At 37.2% G+C, this 16,392-nt stretch carries 14 protein-coding genes and 3 pseudogenes; 8 read left to right on the forward strand and 9 right to left on the reverse strand.

The genetic code is table 11. The annotated features are described in order from the left end of the window. Nucleotides 1-8 precede the first annotated feature (8 nt). From CLV48_RS15780 to CLV48_RS15800, 5 genes are all read left to right on the forward strand, one after another. Entirely contained in the window at nucleotides 9-974 is a 966-nt protein-coding gene (locus CLV48_RS15780) for a hypothetical protein (protein WP_106568265.1), read from the forward strand. A gap of 4 nt (nucleotides 975-978) precedes the next feature. Beyond that, nucleotides 979-1,710 (forward strand): hypothetical protein, encoded by a 732-nt coding sequence (locus tag CLV48_RS15785; protein WP_106568266.1) that lies wholly within the window; start codon nucleotides 979-981, stop codon nucleotides 1,708-1,710. A gap of 348 nt (nucleotides 1,711-2,058) precedes the next feature. After that, nucleotides 2,059-2,454, forward strand: coding sequence for a hypothetical protein (locus CLV48_RS15790; protein WP_170069040.1), 396 nt, complete (start codon nucleotides 2,059-2,061; stop codon nucleotides 2,452-2,454). Between the two features lie 5 nt (nucleotides 2,455-2,459). Further along, nucleotides 2,460-4,373, forward strand: a complete 1,914-nt coding sequence (locus tag CLV48_RS15795; RefSeq protein WP_211299958.1) for an AAA family ATPase — start codon at nucleotides 2,460-2,462, stop codon at nucleotides 4,371-4,373. Next, nucleotides 4,373-5,710 (forward strand): 5-methylcytosine restriction system specificity protein McrC, encoded by a 1,338-nt coding sequence (locus tag CLV48_RS15800; protein WP_106568268.1) that lies wholly within the window; start codon nucleotides 4,373-4,375, stop codon nucleotides 5,708-5,710. Before CLV48_RS15795 ends, CLV48_RS15800 begins: the two co-directional genes overlap by 1 nt. 31 nt (nucleotides 5,711-5,741) lie before the next feature. On the opposite strand, the pseudogene CLV48_RS15805 reads toward CLV48_RS15800, so the two are convergent. From CLV48_RS15805 to tnpA, 3 genes and pseudogenes are all read right to left on the reverse strand, one after another. Then, a pseudogene (locus CLV48_RS15805) lies at nucleotides 5,742-6,024 on the reverse strand (IS66 family transposase); the annotation flags it as partial. Between the two features lie 15 nt (nucleotides 6,025-6,039). Then, nucleotides 6,040-6,186, reverse strand: a pseudogene (gene tnpB, locus CLV48_RS20870) (IS66 family insertion sequence element accessory protein TnpB); the annotation flags it as partial. A gap of 101 nt (nucleotides 6,187-6,287) precedes the next feature. After that, complete coding sequence (gene tnpA, locus CLV48_RS15810) at nucleotides 6,288-6,479, reverse strand: IS66 family insertion sequence element accessory protein TnpA (protein WP_106568269.1); 192 nt, start codon at nucleotides 6,477-6,479, stop codon at nucleotides 6,288-6,290. A 75-nt stretch (nucleotides 6,480-6,554) separates the two neighbouring features. Between tnpA and CLV48_RS20925 the strand changes: the two are divergent. Both CLV48_RS20925 and CLV48_RS20930 read left to right on the forward strand, forming a co-directional pair. After that, nucleotides 6,555-7,082 (forward strand): annotated as a pseudogene (locus tag CLV48_RS20925) (IS1634 family transposase); the annotation flags it as partial. Nucleotides 7,083-7,224: 142 nt separating this feature from the next. Next, on the forward strand, nucleotides 7,225-7,323 hold the full coding sequence (locus CLV48_RS20930; RefSeq protein WP_106568270.1) for a JAB domain-containing protein: 99 nt from the start codon (nucleotides 7,225-7,227) through the stop codon (nucleotides 7,321-7,323). Nucleotides 7,324-7,361: 38 nt separating this feature from the next. On the opposite strand, the gene CLV48_RS15820 is transcribed toward CLV48_RS20930, so the two are convergent. After that, nucleotides 7,362-7,775, reverse strand: coding sequence for a hypothetical protein (locus CLV48_RS15820; protein ID WP_106568271.1), 414 nt, complete (start codon nucleotides 7,773-7,775; stop codon nucleotides 7,362-7,364). 151 nt (nucleotides 7,776-7,926) lie between these two features. Then, on the reverse strand, nucleotides 7,927-8,043 hold the full coding sequence (locus tag CLV48_RS20935; RefSeq protein ID WP_106568272.1) for a T9SS type A sorting domain-containing protein: 117 nt from the start codon (nucleotides 8,041-8,043) through the stop codon (nucleotides 7,927-7,929). 133 nt (nucleotides 8,044-8,176) lie between these two features. Here CLV48_RS20935 and CLV48_RS20670 point away from each other — a divergent pair, with 133 nt between their 5' ends. Next, entirely contained in the window at nucleotides 8,177-8,467 is a 291-nt protein-coding gene (locus tag CLV48_RS20670; RefSeq protein WP_211299959.1) for a hypothetical protein, read from the forward strand. Between the two features lie 274 nt (nucleotides 8,468-8,741). Here CLV48_RS20670 and CLV48_RS15835 read toward each other — a convergent pair whose 3' ends face one another. From CLV48_RS15835 to avs2, 4 genes are all read right to left on the reverse strand, one after another. Beyond that, nucleotides 8,742-9,455, reverse strand: coding sequence for a hypothetical protein (locus tag CLV48_RS15835; protein WP_106568273.1), 714 nt, complete (start codon nucleotides 9,453-9,455; stop codon nucleotides 8,742-8,744). Then, complete coding sequence (locus CLV48_RS15840) at nucleotides 9,445-9,762, reverse strand: hypothetical protein (RefSeq protein ID WP_106568274.1); 318 nt, start codon at nucleotides 9,760-9,762, stop codon at nucleotides 9,445-9,447. Before CLV48_RS15840 ends, CLV48_RS15835 begins: the two co-directional genes overlap by 11 nt. A gap of 785 nt (nucleotides 9,763-10,547) precedes the next feature. Then, nucleotides 10,548-11,645: an MBL fold metallo-hydrolase gene (locus tag CLV48_RS15850; RefSeq protein ID WP_106568276.1), complete on the reverse strand. Its 1,098-nt coding sequence runs from the start codon at nucleotides 11,643-11,645 to the stop codon at nucleotides 10,548-10,550. Further along, entirely contained in the window at nucleotides 11,632-16,383 is a 4,752-nt protein-coding gene (gene avs2 / locus CLV48_RS15855; RefSeq protein WP_106568277.1) for an AVAST type 2 anti-phage system protein Avs2, read from the reverse strand. Before avs2 ends, CLV48_RS15850 begins: the two co-directional genes overlap by 14 nt. Between the last annotated feature and the right edge of the window lie 9 nt (nucleotides 16,384-16,392).

Here is a 16,392-nt window from a genome sequence, read left to right on the forward strand (position 1 = left end):
TTCTAACTATGAAACAGATATTTCATGCAGAAGTCTGCCCACTAACTGGAAAGAAATCAAGCAAGAAAGACCACGGTTTTATGGACTTCGATCTTGAGTATTCAGGAGAAGCTTCTTATTGGTATTTTACCGACCTTGAAGACAAGCTTTTGATAGTTTCAAAGGAGCTATATAATGATAAGCCATATTGGACAAAAAATAGAAGAGAAATAGAATATCTTTTATACAATGAAATCTGGCCAAAAAAAAACACTGTTGTTTATCAAAGTGTATTAGAAGCGTTGATTACTTCTTCTAATATTCCAGTAACCCCATTAGAAAAGATTGACGAAATTCTTTATTATCTCAAGAAACATTCAAATTACTTAGGTGAATATTTTTTAATCAGAGAGGATTGGGATTATTCTTACAAAATCATGAAAAAGACTGGAATAGCCAATAATCAAGAATTTACAACTCTTATTAAAGAAGCATTGGAGAAAAATTGGATTATTGAAGAAGATGAAAATTCAGCCGATGTAAAGATTGCACTAACCCTTGATGGATGGGAACGTGCTTCAAATATTGGGAAGATATCAGATTCAGATATTTGTTTTATAGCTATGTCCTTTGATTCTGAAATGTTTCAAGTATATAATGATTGGATTGAACCAGCCATTTCAGAATCAAAGTTCAAACCTTACATTGTCACTGATCAGCATACAAATAGTGATGTCACCATTAACGATGCGATCCTTGCAGGAATCAAAAAAGCGAAGTTCACTATTGCAGATTTTACACATCACAAGGCAGGAGTTTATTTCGAAGCCGGATATGCCTTAGGGAGGGGGCAAAAAGTTATTTATACTTGTAGAGAAGATCATATTGGAACAGCCCATTTTGACACAAGGAACTATCAGCACATCGTATGGAAGGATGGTGCTGATTTGAAGAAGAAATTGATGGATAAGATTGAGGTTTTTATAAAAGGTTAACGAGATGAAATTTATTTCAAACAATTGGAAAGTGGTTTTCACTGTTGTCTGTCTTATAATTATACTACCATTAATTTTCTATTGGGTGAATTTCGGCTCAGCAACTCTTTCTTCTGATTTCAAAAGTTGGGTTGATTTTTCAAATTTTTGGTCGCCTTTCTTAGTAACTGCTCTTACTATAATTTTGGCTTATATTTCTTGGCAAAGTTTAGAAATTGTTAAGCTTAAGGAAAAACCTATTGTCATTGTAGAAAAGAGGTCTAAAAAAGAAGGTGGAAAAGAATTCCTTACAATAAGAAACGTTGGTAACGGACCAGCACTTGAAATCAAGCTTTTTATTGGTGTGAAAAAAGATGAATTAATTGATTTTAATACCTTCCTGATAAATCATGGAATTAGTGGTTACCTTGAAGATATTCATATTAGGTGCAGTTTCCATTATTTGGTTCCAGAATTTGGTCTTAGCAATTCAGAACTTGTTTATATAGATTGGCAAGATAACATTGAAAAAATTGCTGTTGTATACACGGACATTTATGGAACTACAAAAACAGTTACATGGAATCAACAAGAAACACGATTTTATGATCAAGATTTGTTTGGAATTGATATGAATGGATTTAAGAAAAAAGAAAATATTTATCAAAAAAATAAGTCTGGAGACCGTGACTACAAACAGGTTTTTTCTTTACCAGAGGTTGGAGAGAAAAAAGAAAATAGTTGGGTTTTGACATAACTAACACCAATAGTTCATAGATAAAGACAAAAACCTTAAAAGGGTAGATGAGTGGAACGGTCTTTATTAGAGCAAACACCATTCTCGCATAGGGTTTTGACATTTATTTACAAAAATACAATAGTTAAAAGATGTAAGAATGATCTTAATCAGTGGGAAAATTAAAGAGATGGTCTGATTTCTTAGTCTAAGAAAAAGCAAACTGGACTTTTTGATCATTACAAACATTGGCAAGCACACCGAGAAGCTATTAGGGATTGTTTGTATTGAGGATATAGCGGAGTATTTAATGGATTGATAATGTTTACATGGGATAAAGCAAGAAGTGAACTAACACGGATGTTGTATATGCTCCTATTTAAGAAGGGATTGAAAAAGAAGCAGGTAAAGGCCATATCCTATTTCATCTGGTCCCTTGATTACTTTGGAGTTGTAAATAATGATGGGGAAATCAGAATTGGCATTGAACAAAACCTCGGTGAGGGTAGCAGAGAACTTGTTTTAAGAATCAATGAGGATGTTTTATGGCTTGGGATTGAAGGAAGTTACAAGTCTGATTTTGGCTCCGATGGTTATGAAATTGCATATTTCATCGGATACCCAGATGGTTCAGTTGAGGAAACCTTGGAAGATTCTTCAAATGATGAACGCCTGGAACAATTCCTGAGATCTCTGGAGGAGTCCATTGATGAGGAAACCATCAATTTGGAAATTGAGTATTGGGGGGAGTATAAAACAGTATAAGAAATATGAGAAACTTTTGGCATATACAAATGAATCGTGGACTTGTCAACGGGTCAACACTTTCCCAAGATCAAGTATTGAATATGGTTAAAAATAAGAAAATCATAGGCACAGGTGAATGGAAAGACAAAAAACAAGACCAATGTAAGCAGTTTAAAGAAAATCTGAATATAGGTGATATTGTAATGGTCAGGAATGGCATTCAACCTTTGGCATTAGTAAAAGTTTTAGGGGATTCATTTCCCAACAAAACATATGAAAATGAAAGAGCAATTGAACCATTAAGTTTTTTTGACTTTAAATTGGAAAAGAAATTAGGAAAGTATGAAGGCCAAGCCCAAGGGACTCTAACAATTATAAACAACAGAAGTTCACCTACGGCAAAATTTATTTTAGGATGGTATGAACTTATAATGAAAGAAATAGAAATGGAAAAAATAATTGAGTTGCTAAAATATAAAAAGCAAATCATACTCCAAGGCCCTCCTGGAACTGGGAAGACAAGAGTAGCCAAAGAAATTTCCAGAAAAATCATTTCGAATGATTGGATATCAGATGAAGATATTTCTGAAGCAATTTATCCCAATCTTAATTTTCAAAGCCCGACTGGAGATAATTCTTATAAAATTACGTCAGTGATTGACGATACTATTAGGGTCTATCTAAACAATACTGGCAAGGAATATCCTGTTTATTTTAGAGAAATCCGGGATCGCATATATAAAGAAAGTTGGAAGGATATTGAGGGGAATTTAAAGGATGACTATATGTCACTAATTGCTTTACATGTTTTTAACCTCTTTCATGAAAAACAAGTCAAGTTATTGCAGTTTCATCCAGCCTATTCCTATGAGGATTTCGTAAGGGGAATAGTTTCAGATACAACAAGTGGTTCAATGTCCTACAGATCTATTGATAAAGTATTCGGTGAATGGTCGGAAAGAGCATTGAAAAACTACAATGATTCCAGGAAGACACCAGAGCAACTTTCGGAAGAACAGAAAGTGGATCAATTCCTGGAGGAATTTAGAGAGTATCTGGAAGAGCAAATAGAAAAAAACGATGGAAAGCTGTTTTTAGAAGATACGATAATTTATCTTTTTCAGGTAGAAGAGGATGCTGTCAGATACACAGGGGATAATTGGAAACAAGTGACAGGTCAAAGACTTTTGTTCTCAGACATCAAGAAGCTCTACTTGTCCGGTGTCAACACCAGACAGGAAATTAAATCTAACCCAACCGTATCCGGTTTGGCAAAACACCATGCAAGTTACTTTTTGAGAGTATTGAACCTTTTTAAAGAGTTCGTAAAAGGGAAACCTGTTTCTGTATCTGAAAGCAATTCTGTCACCGAAAAAAATTATGTCTTAATCGTTGATGAAATTAATCGAGCTAATCTGCCCTCAGTATTAGGGGAATTAATTTATGGATTGGAGTATCGCGGTGAACCAGTGGAATCAATCTATGAAGTTGATGGATCACGGTCTATAACCATTCCGCCAAACCTTTATATCATCGGTACCATGAATACAGCAGACCGCAGTGTTGGCCATATTGATTATGCCATTAGAAGGAGGTTTGCTTTTGTGGATGTTCTGCCAAGGTTAGAGCCAGTACATAGCGATGCGAGAGAAAGTTTTAAGTTGGTATCCTCTCTTTTTGTGAAGAACCCAGAAGATGCTCTGAACACTGATTCAAATCCGGAAAGGTCGGATTGCCTGTCACTTGATTTCAGACCGGAAGATGTCTGGATTGGACATAGTTACTTTCTGACTGATAAAAAGGATGAGGAAGCTAAACAGGAGCTTAAAATCAAGATGAAATATGAGGTGGTTCCTTTGCTCAAAGAATATTTGAAAGATGGAATTCTAATAGATGAGGCAAAGGTCAAAGAGATCATCCATATGATTTCACAATAATGCATACGCTACCAGAGCATAGCAGCCTTGAAATTGAATTTCCTGAAGCCAAGGAAAGTATTGATTCTATCGTATTCCGAAAAAGGAGGACAGACGGACTTTGTGCAGCCTTTACCAAAACAGGAGAAAATCTTACAATTTCAAGCACCTATTATGTGGGAGCTGATTGGATACCCGGAAGTGATTCAAAGCATCCGTTTTTTGTTGAACCCAAACTTAATCCCAAATTTGACTATGTATCAGGTGAGCCAAAAGGACTAACTACCGAAGAGGCAGCTAAGCTAAAACGGATCGATGTAAGCAAAATGCTCTTTGAAGCGCTATCACATCCTGGTATATACGAGCATACTCAAGAACTATTTGAAATCAAGTTTGACAGCCCACACATACCCTTACCTAAGCAAGATGATTTACTGTCCCCTTTATTGATTATTCGCTTTCTGACAGTAGTAAAAGAAATTGTCAGGAAAGGACTCAAGAAAAGCTATTATCAAGTAGATCGAAATCTCTATGGCAAAGTGAAAGGCAAAGTGTTAGTCGGGCAAACAGTCAAACAAAATCTGGTTAAGAATAAAGACCTTCATACCTATTGCAGATTTGAAGAGTTTGGAGATAATGGAATAGAAAATCGTTTGATAAAAAAGACGCTGCTATTTGTACAGCGATACCTCTATACATTCAAGGGCCTAATGGGCCAGAAGTTTTTCCAACAGACCTTAGATTATATTCAACCTGCATTCGGCAATGTCAGTGCCGAAGTTGAGCTATATCAAATCAAGCAAGTCAAGTTCAATGCCTTCTACAAGGATTACAACGAGGCAGTCCGGTTGGCCCAAACCATTCTGAAAAGATTTGGTTACAACATCCAAGCCATTCAAAATCTACCTACCATCGACACTCCACCCTATTGGATCGACATGAGTAAGCTGTTTGAATTGTATGTGTTGGGGAAGTTGAAAGATAGATTCAAATCAACAGCCAGATTGGAATATCAATTCGGTGACCGAGCAAATCATCTTGACTTCCTTTTGGATTCAGGATCCCATAAAATGGTCATAGATGCAAAGTATAAAACAAGGTACATTGATCATTTTAAAACAGAAGATATTAGACAAGTCAGTGGGTATGCCAGGTTAAAGAAGGTTCATAAATTCTTTGATCTGGACCATGGAACCTTGATTGATTGTGTGATAGTTTATCCTGACATTGAAAACGGGGAGGAAGATATTCCTGAAAAATTGGATAAAAACCCCATAAATGACTATTTTGGAATGTATAAATTAGGTTTGAAGATTCCATTAATCGTAAGCACCCGAGCAACTACATGTCAGGTTTGAAGTTTTGCGGGTACGGGGAAATGATACCTCTTTAATTGTTGGACATGATATTCTGTAAGGTATGCTTCAGCCATTCATAGGGATTCACTCCGTGTTTTTTGCAGATGGCAAAGAATGAATAGATCATGGCTCCTCTTTTGGCAGCGCTGTGGGAACCGGCAAACAGGTAGTTTTTTTCTGCCCAAAGCAACCGGTCTGATGGCATTTTCCACCAGGTTATTGTCTATTTCCAGTCTGCCGTCATAGAGGTAATTGGACAGTTCGGCCCATCTTTCGGCACTGTACCGTAGTGCCTTCCCGATGGCACTGCCGGGCATTACGTTCCCTTTACTGTTGAGAAAAACATATACTTCACCTGAAGAAGGCTCTCTGTCCAGTTCATTCCGAACAAGACCGCACAGACCGTCAAACCCTTTGCGCATATCCACAGGACTGCCGTAAAGGTAATAGCTGTGCGAAGAACCCAGACTGAACATCAGTAAAACCCGATCAGACGGGAAACCAGCGAAAGATCCCCGGCATTCAGCTTCAGCTTCACCCCGTTGGGAAAAATGAGCTCCAGATTACTCCCAGAAGATCAAACAGTTCCCACATCGACTCTGAAAAATCCCTGTAGCTGATCTCCGCCCGTCTGCTCTATGTTTAACATCCTGTACCAACAATTGAATTTGTGGAAACCCATGCCTTTGGATGCACTGAAGTCCCGCTGGGTCATCCTGCTGACCTCAAACTCTTCCACCAGCTTCAACATTTCTTGTCTCTTGTCCATATCATTGATCTTTGGACAAAGCTACTTCGTCTTTGATCTCAAAAAAACAAGCACTTGGACAGGTGCTAACTTTACAAACCCATTGTTTTTGCTGATGCAGGTTTGCTGTCACAGGCCTATATAAATGCACTCGTTAGCAATGGGTATATATTTGTTCTGGTTGGCTAAATCAAAGATGAAAGCTTCGAGATCAAAGATAAAATCCAGAAACTGAAGGTGACTGATGATAAACCAAAGAAAATAAAAAAGGGAGGGGTATGGAGACTCGTTGTGAGCTTTTCAATAAAGTGCGGAAAAAGGTTCTACATAAGTGTGAAAGGGCCTCAAAAAGTTTGAAAAAGAGTTTAATAACGGTAAACTCGATAAGAACAGCATCAATACCACAGAATATAATAAATACTTCAAATTGAAATTGGATATAAAAGTATCAATTAATTACTCTAAGTATGAAATGGATGCCAAATTGGACGGTTTGATGGGTATCTGACAAAAAACATGTTTCAAATAAAAATATTCTTGCCAGAATCAAAAACTTATATGACTATACCACCAAAACCAAACGAGGAACAACAGCAGCTTATATCCTTAATCATGAAAATTTAGTGTTGGTGTCCCATAGCACTAAACAGTAAAGTTGGTACTGGTCATTGGCATGAAGTGGAACGCATCAGAAATCACCGTCATCCTCAACCACCCGATAGGAAACACGGTTCCTTGCAAAATCAACAAAAAACTGACTTAGCAATTGGAGCAGGCGTGCGACCTGCCTGAAATCAAGTTGCTGGACCACATCATCGTGTCGGTGGACAGCTATTTCTCGTTATCGGATGAGGAGCATTTGTAGGTTCTTTTTTTACCAAAGGAATTGTATGAGAAAATTACCTAATCGGGGTCAGAAACCCTGATATCGAATTTATAGGTTTTTCCTGCCAGGAAATGTTCGCAGTTATTAGGAGAACAATCCATAAGTGAGATATCAAAAGGTACGGTTTCAGGCCCGTTGTCTGGTAATATCTGGACAGAGAAATTCTTCAATCCCTCCTGGTATGGCACAACCAACCGAAAGCCACCATCCTGATCTACGGGAACCGTGAAATTTATGATTGGGTATCTGTAGATGCTGGCAATTCTATAACCTGTTATATACACAAATACATCTGTTAACTGAATCCCGTTATCGCGACTGCGGACCTTACCCTCGAAAACCGTCTGTCTCGGTTCCTGTTCACAGGCAAGGACAGAGAGGCAAGTGGCTATCAACAATGCGGCAAAAAACTTTCTTGATTGATTTTCCATATCATGACCGGATTAAAGTACTTTCTATTGCTACGTACACGATAGCTTACAAGAATTGTTTCAGTCCAGTAGCAATTGGCATCGAGAAGTTAAGGTAATACTATTGATCTAATAATCAAGCGTTTACAAATTCATGAATTATATCTGATTTTTAACGAATAATTACTCGTTTTCTAACCACCTGCAAATCCGTTTGGATTTCGATGATATATAATCCAGGCTTTAGGTGACTTACATCATAGGTACCATCTTCAAATTCCCCAGACATGCTCCCCTCTTTCAAGACCGTCAGCCTCAGACTGTAAAAAAAGCCTCTCCTGTTTTTTAGTTGGTTATTCCACAATCTCCTTAAATTTAGTAAATTTAGTTGAGGTTATTTTTAACAATCCTATTTTATCTCTATGTACTATATCCAGGGAACTGACCGATTCCAATTGACATTTTCCAGCTTGGATGACGTTGTGGATAATGTCAATCCCGTCAGGATCATTGAAGATTTCATCAACAAACTCGATAAAGACTTCCTCAGATTTGTACACATCCTACGCCAAAAGGATCAGCAAAATCAGAAGAGGACTGTTGAACCGGTCCTCGGAACCCTGATCAACTTTCTCAACATGCGCAAAATCAACAGCAGGGGAATGGAACAGGCAAACAAATCCCGCAAATGCGGGAGCGGCTCTAACTTATAACCTTAAAAAGTACCTGAAATTTGAACGCAGAACAGTATTAAGAGCCGCAGCAACAATGAAAATCGACTTATCTAACCTTAAAAACACCATTCTTCGTTCATTTCGGCCTGTTTTCGGGCTTTCCCCGAAACCCCGGCTCGTTTAACCCAAAAACCTCCAACCTTCTTTTTAATCCAATCCAAAAATGGGAAATCCACCAAATGACAGCAAACCCTATATTATCTTGATTCAAAATGAAGTTGTGCAACGGTTACGCCTGTTAGCAGCTGGGCTTTCATTTTTTAAGTTTTTTCTCAGTCTCAAAGTTCTTCTTATCAATTAAGCTTTTTAAAAGTATCAAAGTTCTTTCATAGAGTTTTGCCAAGTTCATGACTCCAAATACACCAACCCGTTCTGTAACTCCCTTTTCAATCAAATCATCAATTGCGAAGTTAAATTCAAATTCAATTTCAAATGATCTTATATCGAGGCACAACTCACTAATATTAGATATTGTGTTTTCATCTATGTGCAATGAATGTACTTCAATTAATCTTTCTAATTTTTCTCTGAAAACTGAAATTCTATTTTTTTCTCTTGTCAAGAGGTCAAAGCCTTCATTAATTGATAAATTCTTAAAATGTTCAGCGACAACCAGTTGTACTTTAGGGAAAACAATTGGGTTGAAAACGTTAATATTTAGAAGTCCTACAAATCTATGATTCTTTAAATCTTTCTTAGATGTAAAAATGGCAACCTGATGTTTATGTAATTCCTCGTCTTTAAACGGCATCAAACTCAAGTATTCGCAGATCTCTTGGATTACATACGATGTCTTTCTCAGAATATATTTCTTGTTTTTATTCCGAAGTTGTCTGATTGTAAAATATGGTATAACTTTAATTGCTACAGGAATACTTAAAATAAAGAAAATCAGTCCGACAAGAAAATTTAGCCAAAAGGAATCCCAATCAAGATGTTTTAAGAAATCAATCACATCATTTTTCATTTTGATACACTTGAGTCCACGAATAGTTGCCACCACAATCCGTGACCATTTTTCCACCATCGAGCCAATCAGCCTGAAGAGTTACAAGTCTCGGCCCCATTATTTTACCTTCTCTTGGATGTCCTGGTGGGTTTTTAAATCCACCAAAATACGGAGGGCTTCCTTTAATCATTTTGCCGTCTTCAACCCATTGAATCTCTACAACTTTTGCATATCTGTCCGAGCGCCAAGAGTCTCTTCTTACATAAAACCCTAATCTGCAATTGTTCTTAACGTACATCTGATAAATATTTATTCTTTCTGACATATCAATTAAAGAATTTTGTTGTCTGTTAGTCTAGTTAGCCTTGCTGCCAATTGGATCAGGCAAGGGAATTTCACCCCTACCTTCCCACAGAACCGTGCGTGAAAGTCTCCCTTCACACAGCCTGCCCCGCTGCATAGCGGGGGCTCTTCATACCAATAACCACTAAAGGTAATGCCCTGATACTAATTTATCAGTGATGGTCTTGTTCCCTTTTCATAAATCCTCCCATGATTACACATGGTTGTAAACAAATTGGAAACATGATATGCTCCCAGCCCACACACCTCGCTCAAATGTCCTCCCCGGACATTTGCCGTGCTCCACTCCCATTACAGGAGCTTCAACACTACTACGAATGAGTCTGCCCCCTACATCTCTTCCACAACTTGTCCCGATTTTTCCATCTGGATTCCCTGAAAAGTCTGCACCCTCACCCGATTTTACAGTACTCACCTACAGGGATCAAAGTCCCCGTTTTTTCCTTACCGCTCACCACAAATTGGTTTCCCAAATATGCAGCGTAAGGCAGTGTGATGGCTGGTTTCCCGAAGTTTCAGGACCACCGGAGGGCCTCTCTATTAATCACCCAATAGTCCTCCATCCATTTCAAAGCATTCGACCTGCTTTTAAGGTCGATTCAAGTCACACCGTTTCTCAGCTATACGCAGGCAGGGATTTTTACCACTGAATTTCCTACGAAGAACTGAACTTTAAATTTACCACTTTCCTGTCCTACGAAGCACGAAACCCCTGCTTGCGTATAGGTGATGTTGTGGAGCGTTTTTTTAATATTTAAATCTTAAAAATTTTGATTCCTCTGAAAATACAATTGAAAAGTTTAATTCATCATATATTGATTCATTTTCATTGGCAAAAATATTTCGAAGAACTTTGTTGTCATGCGTAAAATAAAGATTGTAGTGTTTGTCCATTTTTCTATGTTCATTTCTTAAAATTCTCGCAATAGATTCCTTGGTCGGGAGCTTATGTTTGTTCTTACCATCCGCACTAAAAAGGAAGTTTTCGCAGTCAATCAAACTATACATATCATTACTGTTGTTTGCTTTGCTACCATGATGAGTGACTTTGACCCAGTCACAGGCTAATTTATTGCTACTGTTATACCCCATTGAATTAAGTGATGTGACAATATCACTTGGATGGGCATCAGCGAGCCATAAAGTTCTTATACCATTATAATCGGTCAATACACTAATACTACTGCCGTTTTCGATTGAGTCGTCTTCATCCCAAACGGATAGATCGAAATTATTTAGCTGTATGTGGTAATCATCTTTAATGGCTCTTTTAGCCCCACTAACTGTTTCTCCCTCTTGTTTTTCCAGTGGGAGTTTAGGGTCACTCTCATACTTAATTCTCAATTTGTGAAGTTTGTCTAAGGAAGGGGCAAGAACAAAAATTTTCAGGCCAAACAGATCAATCGGTTCTTCACTTGAAACAATATCCTGTTGAGGAATCTTATCAATGCTCTCAAGATATTCAGCTAGAATATCGCCTTGCCTGATGCTTTTAGGTGCGCTCACAAGGTTTTTATTCTGAGTTGATTGATTTGTTCTTCTTGGACGATTATAAAGCCACTTGTTTATTTTATCATTCGACTCCCCAGTTTTTACTTGCTTTATAAACTGCTCTATTCCTCCAATATGGTCATCGTGGATATGAGATACAATCCACAGGTCTATTGACTCACCATTTGTCTGAATTTCATTCATATGAGGAGAAATGATATTCTTATATGTTCTTCCATATCCTGCGTCAATAAAAACATTATGGTAATTGCCGTCGCTCCCTAAATACCTTATTCTTGAGGCATCACCACATTCAGCTTGGTAGAAGAAGAGTTCTTTTTTAATCTCTTTCATAGTGATTTAATTGTCCTTTAAATTCTCCATTTTCAAGATGAAACCCTCCACAAGGAACTCCAAAGTAGCTTTGTTCTCCATGAGAGATGAATGCCATTTTTTCTCCAAGAAGAGTCCAGATTATATCCAAGTCATTCTTTTCCAGATAGTCTAACAGGATTTCTTTATTAATCATAAGTCCTCCTGATCTTGGGATATTCTGAACCACCAATTCTCCTTGTGGATTAACAAAATCACCATCATTTGGAGCATAAATCAATTCAAGGTCATTAAAAAGTTGCTCACATGGAATGTTGTATGATGATTCTGCCCCAGATTTGTCTTCACTAATATGTGATTTTGCGTCCTGTATAGCAGACATGACGACTAAACCAGTTGATTTATGATTGTAGTAAATTTCCTCCCATGCCTCCTCTCTCTCCATACTGTGATATGCTGGAGACCAATATTTTTCACGGTTCAATAGTTGGTTCGATTCATCTCTTGGTTCTGGCATCCATCTTCCCCAGAAGTTCTTGTCTTGTAAAAATTCTACAATCCGCGATTTGTGTTCTTTTTTTACTATGTACCCTTGAATCATGTACCAGACCTCTTTTCTAAACATTGAGTACTTATCTACACCTATAGGTTTTGGCATTTTCCAAGTAACATACTTGTTTAAAAAGAGCCAGTCGATCCCTTTATCATCTTTTTTTGAAATGATATGTTTTACCTTCGGTAAGTCATCAATATTTCTTGCCCATTCCTGATTTTCTTGATTCCAAAAAGAATAATCTGGGTCGTGCCACCATTTATGCTCTTTTTCTAAAATCATCATATCGTCTTCAGGTAGTCCTTCGGGGTTTTTGGTTGTGTATACAGGGTCAATGTCTCTTGCGTAAAATTGCCACGCTCCTTGGTAGAATTGATAGTTCTTGTCTGAATGCCACTCACTGATTTTATGGTTATCAGCGAGGATACTAAGTATTTCGTGAAAAGCGATCCATTGATATTTTTTGCCAATACGCTCCACGTCAGGTCTACTACCACCATATTCTCTGCTTTCATCGTATCTACCATGTAGTTTGGCATCATAACCTAATTCATGAGCTCTTTTCACAATCCACCTTTTCACAGGTCTTACATCAAAGAGTTTTCGATTATAGCTTGAGGAATTTAATCTTTCGACGTTTTGCAAGTATGGAATGATATAATTAATTACATATTCTGACTGCTCATTAAACATAGACTTGACAAGTTTAAAACCTTGTTCAACCACTTGTCTATATTCTTTTAATAAACTATCGTACTTCTCTTGCCCTCCTAACTTTTCTACTTCATACCTGCTACTTTTACTTTCAAGTTGTTCCTTGGAGTAAATCATTTCAACTAAAGACGACAGAAGCTCTTGCTGTTCCTCAGAGAGTTCTTCGGTAATGAATTTTTTGTATTCATCCTCGGTGGTAAAACTGACAGGACAAAACTTCTCAATGTTTGGTTCTACAATTTTCCGTCCGAAGTCCCACGACATAACTGAAAAATGTATCTTGTTATGTGCCCTGATAAAATCTTTGTCATAATCAGGGCTTTTATGGTCTATATCATAGATGCTTATTTCGTCTTCAGTTGGATAGGTTGGTAATTCGCTTTTATATGGTGGGCGGATTTTTTCAGCATCTATTTTTTCTCCTAGCCCTCTATAAATCATGTATTCAACCGTGTTTCGGGCGTAATCTCGGAGCAATACATGCTCAGGTGGGTTTCTTTGATTAAAGATTTGATTATAAACGTAATTCCCTATCAGTTGTATAGAATCTTTCTGTTCAGTTCTTAATATACATCCATAAGCAATCGCATACAGCCTTTCTTGGATGTACATATCATCGACCTCTTGAAACTTTGCAAGTAGATCAATCAGAGTCTTAGGCTGCTGCTCAAGAAGATTGACAATTGCTTTAGTTACTTCATCTCTTAGTTTTCGATTAGTTGATGAGAGTACCCATGCTAACGTTTGAGCCGCAAGAAATGCGGTTTCTCCGTCAACCGAATTAGAAATTGAGGGAGACCAAGCCCAATCAATCAATCGACGAAGTGGAAAACCGATTTCATTATCATCATAACCTGAGAACCAACGAACATGACTTTGCCAGAAGCTATCTCTTTCTGGCATAGGTGTTTTTATAAGGATTTGGTATAATCTTTCCGAATTAAATGGATGGTTTTTAATCGTTGCAAGTTGCTCAATAGTAAGCAAATAAGTATCATAGTCAACGTAAAAGAAATCTCCCCTAAACCACTCAATTAGCTTTTCATCATTAATACTTTTGATACTTCGCCATTTCAAGCTATCTAATAAAAATCCGTTTTGCCATTCAATAGTGTTTTTAAGTGCATAATCGTCTTTTTTCACATCCAGATAAAGCCAGCTATACACCTCAAACAATTCTAACCCATGCTTCTCTGGTAGTAAGATGGCGAGAGATTCCAAAATACCCCTGTGCTTCCAATGGTGTTCTTCCATCAGTTTGCCAAGTTTCTCTTCTTTACTGAATGCCCTAAGTACTTCTTCTTGATCTTTAAAGTCTTTAATAAGCTCATTAGCAATGAAATGATCACCAAATCGCTCATAGGCGAAATAAATAACCTCTTCTTTTTCCCCTGTCCTGTAGTTGTCCCGACAATTTCTAATGAATACGCTTTCCTGTATCATATCGGTTAAAAGAAAAGGATACTGAGGGAAACTTGTATTGAAAAATTTCTGAGCTTCTTCGAGACGAAGTATGCTATCGTTCATACAAAAACACTCCAACGAAAACTTCTGTATTGCACTCGAAATCAAGTTGGGGGCAATAAGATATTCTTCACGCAGTTTTTGAAACTGGATTTCCAGTGCTTTAATATAGTAGTTAAATATCGTTCCAATACCTTGAAAACCTTGAGGAAATTCTTTTGTTGGAGAGTTTTGTACTCCTTTGCAAATCAAAATTAAAAAGAGGGGCTTGGTAAATTCGGGAGCCAATATTGGGAAATCTGGTTGTTTAAGCCCATAATGTTCACAGAATAGTTTTAAAGCTGCATATTCATTGCCAGCAAACCCTTCGTGGTTTATAGTAGAAATTTGTGAAGGAATACCCTCGGGAAAAATTAGATTGAAATAGGTAGTTCGGATGCTCAGGACAACGCCTAAATAGGGGTACTTGGTGATCCCATTTATTAACCCAAAAACTTCATCCCTCCACAGACCGACTCCACCACCTTCGTTCAATGCATCAATTAGGATAGGTATTCTTTCATTTAATTGCTCACCTATCTTATTAAGTGACTTCAGGAAGTCATCCATATTTATATCCAGCCCTAATAGGGCTAGAATGTTCTTTTCTACGCTCCCAATCCCAGATTTGAAATGTTGTCCCAAAAGAAAAACTGTAGGTCTTCCTCTTTTCATTCTGTTTTGTGCTATATCTCCCAAAAGGTGAGATTTTCCACTCCCTGCTTCTCCCTTAACAATCAACACTGGATGATTTGTAAGCCCAACATTTACTTTATTTTGTAAGTCATCCTCTAAACGTCTGTTCTTTGATTGCAATTCACGTAAGGAACTCAGTTCTGATTCATATGGAGTTGTGTAATTGTAAGGCTTCTTCTTATCCTTATCAGCTTTGATTTTCTCTGTTTGAAGTTCATACAACTGTGACTGCTTTTTTTGAATCAGGTCAGAAATTCGTTCTACATTATCAGAAATCCACTTATAATCAATGATATTGGGAATGTTAATAGCGCATGACTGTATCCATTCTAAGACAGCGTTTTTAAAGTTGAATTGTTCAGTCTCAATATCAAATAGTTCACTTCCTTCCTTAGGGCTTAAGTGCCTACTTTCATTTATCCAGTTATCTATTGTTTGAAGAAATCGGTGCTCAAAATCTTTATCACGAACAAGGTCATTGAACAGTTTGGAAATAGGTAATTCCAAATTCAATTCTTTATTATAACGTTGACCTAAATTATGAATAGCCTTTTCTACATTATTTTTAAAGAAGCTGTGATTAAGGTTATTGTCACCTAAGTAGTCAAACTTCACAGAAGGTAGGAAGTTCTTTGATAGTAATTCATTAACTAATTCAATGTGTTGACCATAAATAACTTTGCCTCTATCTTCTGAACGAAATCTTGTGAATATGCCAAATAAGTAGACAAATTCATTATCGTTTAAAAAAATGCCACTTCCAGAAAAACCTTCAGTCGAATAGTCGTTGTAATCCTCGTTTAATTGCAATTGAAACTTTCGTGCTGCTGTTAATTTCTGTTTCCAAGTTGGATAGATTACATCAAGTTCTTTACCCATGGTGGCATTTGGGAATCCTTTAACGATGAAATGAATTTTGTTTTGTCGAGTAGATACAACTCTTACCTTTGGAATATCCCCTATCATACTTTCCACTTCCGATTTACTAAGAGGGAGAACAGCTATATCACTGTCAGAATCTTGAAACAGAAGATTTTTATTGATGTGATTGACTTTGATTGAAACGTAATTGTCTTGTAATGGATTGTACATATCAACAATTACTGAGGAGAGTAGTTCTTGAAAAGAATCTCCATCTTTATGTAAGCAGTGCGAAGCAGTTATTATATAAACATTATCTCTAAGGTCATCTGAATAATAAATCAATCCAGTTCCAATTGTCGCTTCTGACGAATCCTCTCGAAGTCTTACGGTTAATCGAGAAATGAGTGAGTCTTGTTCTGAGTTGATCATTTATTTAGT

Source organism: Cecembia rubra (genome assembly GCF_003014575.1).
GTDB lineage: Bacteria > Bacteroidota > Bacteroidia > Cytophagales > Cyclobacteriaceae > Cecembia_A > Cecembia_A rubra.

Bases quoted from the DNA above. Each gene is read 5' to 3' on its own strand.
- CLV48_RS15780 (WP_106568265.1), top strand. From the start codon at position 9: ATGAAACAGATATTTCATGCAGAAGTCTGCCCACTAACTGGAAAGAAA.
- CLV48_RS15785 (WP_106568266.1), top strand. From the start codon at position 979: ATGAAATTTATTTCAAACAATTGGAAAGTGGTTTTCACTGTTGTCTGT.
- CLV48_RS15790 (WP_170069040.1), top strand. From the start codon at position 2,059: ATGCTCCTATTTAAGAAGGGATTGAAAAAGAAGCAGGTAAAGGCCATA.
- CLV48_RS15795 (WP_211299958.1), top strand. From the start codon at position 2,460: ATGAGAAACTTTTGGCATATACAAATGAATCGTGGACTTGTCAACGGG.
- CLV48_RS15800 (WP_106568268.1), top strand. From the start codon at position 4,373: ATGCATACGCTACCAGAGCATAGCAGCCTTGAAATTGAATTTCCTGAA.
- tnpA (WP_106568269.1), bottom strand. From the start codon at position 6,479: ATGGACAAGAGACAAGAAATGTTGAAGCTGGTGGAAGAGTTTGAGGTC.
- CLV48_RS15820 (WP_106568271.1), bottom strand. From the start codon at position 7,775: ATGGAAAATCAATCAAGAAAGTTTTTTGCCGCATTGTTGATAGCCACT.
- CLV48_RS20935 (WP_106568272.1), bottom strand. From the start codon at position 8,043: ATGTCTGGGGAATTTGAAGATGGTACCTATGATGTAAGTCACCTAAAG.
- CLV48_RS20670 (WP_211299959.1), top strand. From the start codon at position 8,177: ATGTACTATATCCAGGGAACTGACCGATTCCAATTGACATTTTCCAGC.
- CLV48_RS15835 (WP_106568273.1), bottom strand. From the start codon at position 9,455: ATGAAAAATGATGTGATTGATTTCTTAAAACATCTTGATTGGGATTCC.
- CLV48_RS15840 (WP_106568274.1), bottom strand. From the start codon at position 9,762: ATGTCAGAAAGAATAAATATTTATCAGATGTACGTTAAGAACAATTGC.
- CLV48_RS15850 (WP_106568276.1), bottom strand. From the start codon at position 11,645: ATGAAAGAGATTAAAAAAGAACTCTTCTTCTACCAAGCTGAATGTGGT.
- avs2 (WP_106568277.1), bottom strand. From the start codon at position 16,383: ATGATCAACTCAGAACAAGACTCACTCATTTCTCGATTAACCGTAAGA.